General features: G+C 49.3%; 4 protein-coding genes and 1 pseudogene. All 5 read right to left on the bottom strand.

Annotated features, from left to right (window positions below; all coding sequences use genetic code 11):
- On the bottom strand, window positions 1–297 hold a 297-nt coding region (locus tag R8N28_RS24725; RefSeq protein ID WP_318183606.1), incomplete at its 3' end, for an FHIPEP family type III secretion protein.
- On the bottom strand, window positions 281–625 hold the full coding sequence (gene vscY / locus R8N28_RS24720) for a type III secretion system chaperone VscY (RefSeq protein WP_005464454.1): 345 nt from the start codon (window positions 623–625) through the stop codon (window positions 281–283). The genes vscY and R8N28_RS24725, both read right to left, overlap by 17 nt.
- 5 nt (window positions 626–630) lie before the next feature.
- A complete protein-coding gene (gene vscX / locus R8N28_RS24715) occupies window positions 631–1,008 on the bottom strand; it encodes a type III secretion system protein VscX (RefSeq protein ID WP_005500522.1) in 378 nt (125 codons plus the stop codon).
- Window positions 1,008–1,379 carry a type III secretion chaperone SycN gene (gene sycN / locus R8N28_RS24710; protein ID WP_017448973.1) on the bottom strand — a complete coding sequence of 124 codons (372 nt, stop codon included), beginning with the start codon at window positions 1,377–1,379 and terminating at the stop codon, window positions 1,008–1,010. Before sycN ends, vscX begins: the two co-directional genes overlap by 1 nt.
- Window positions 1,366–1,447: pseudogene (locus tag R8N28_RS24705) on the bottom strand (TyeA family type III secretion system gatekeeper subunit); the annotation flags it as partial. The pseudogene R8N28_RS24705 and the gene sycN, both read right to left, overlap by 14 nt.

The following is a 1,447-nucleotide window of genomic DNA, read 5'->3' as shown; positions in this document are numbered from 1 at the left end:
ATCGCCTTGAAGCAGGATCAAACGTGTCGTGGTGATAGACAGGGACAAACGAAATAGCGTCGTGATCAGCAATACTGCCGGAAACGCCGAAAACTCCAGTGGCGTGGTGATGTAAATCGCCAACATCAGCAACACGACAGCAATACTCATGTTTGCGCCGATCAGCACATCCACTAGTGCAGTTGGCAAAGGCAAAATCATCATAAAGACGATCGCCAGCAACATCACTGCGAGCATGATGTCTTTGCGTTGCCCTACTTTGTTTAGAATATCGATCAACTTATTCATGAGATTCACTATGTAAAGATTGCAGATAGCGTCGATGCGCTTGGCGTGCGCCCTCGACGTCATTTTGTTTCCAGCGCGCTTGGCTCAAGCAAAACCAAATTCCCGCCGCTTGCACAGACTGCGATTGCGACTTCAGTAAGCCTTCACATACCGCAACAGCGCGGGTGTAACGGCCAGTTTGCAAACACGCGACCGCGAGCGTGTGTAACGCATCTTCGCGTTCTGGTTCGAGTTCTAACACAGCATCTAATATCGCGATGGCTTGATCGGGTTGTTGGTATTGAACTTGAAGCGCAGCGTGAACCAGCAGCAGCTCAATATCTTTGGTGCTTAGCATGTGGGTTAAACCTGAATAAGAAGATTGAGCGCCATGGTGAGGTAACGCTGGTCCAGTTGTGTGCTTTGTAGCGTTTCGGCGGCTTTAGCAAGGTTCGCCGAGCCTGATTCCTGTGCGAGTTGCTGAACACGAGCTAAAGTGTTGTCGAATTGCTGACGGTACTTTTCTGGACGAAGCAGTTCACAATGGTTCAGTTTTGGCTTCGCTAACGCCAACAAATATTGATCTGACGGTCTTAGGTCATACAGTTTTTCCAAATGAGTCGCGACGGCTTGCCCATCCGGCAGTAACTGAAATCGTTTGGGGAAATCCGTTTCGACTTCACCATGGGAAACGTGAGTAAAGGCTTCAATGCCGACATTTAACGTACTAACTCGGGTCATCAACTTGCCACTTCATCGTGAAGACGCACTAAAAGCGCGAACGCTTGTTCGAGTGTCGGCAGCGTCACTTCATCGCCTTCAATTTTGGCGGAAAACACCAAGGTTTCGTCGTCGAGCAAACCGGTTTTCATTTCAAATGGCCAACCCTGTTCGGCATGGCACAAACGCAGCGCATGCTGAATACGCTCGCTCGACTGATGCCACGACAACGCACGCGCCAACATAAGGAAAAGTCGATCATGATGTTTTTCTATGTGCAATGTGCCGCTTTGCTCAAAGCTCAACTGCACACGTCCTGCGGCAGAAAAATCCACCGCATCTAAACCCATTCCTCGGCAAAACTCATCGACTGATGCATCAATCCAACTCATCGTCCCACGCTTCCTCTTCTTCTAAATCAATGGCTTCGTCTAGCGCCTTTTGTGCGGCTTGTATTAGG

It is taken from the genome of Vibrio sp. Vb1554, assembly GCF_033344235.1.
This window is presented reverse-complemented; position numbering and strand designations above follow the sequence as displayed.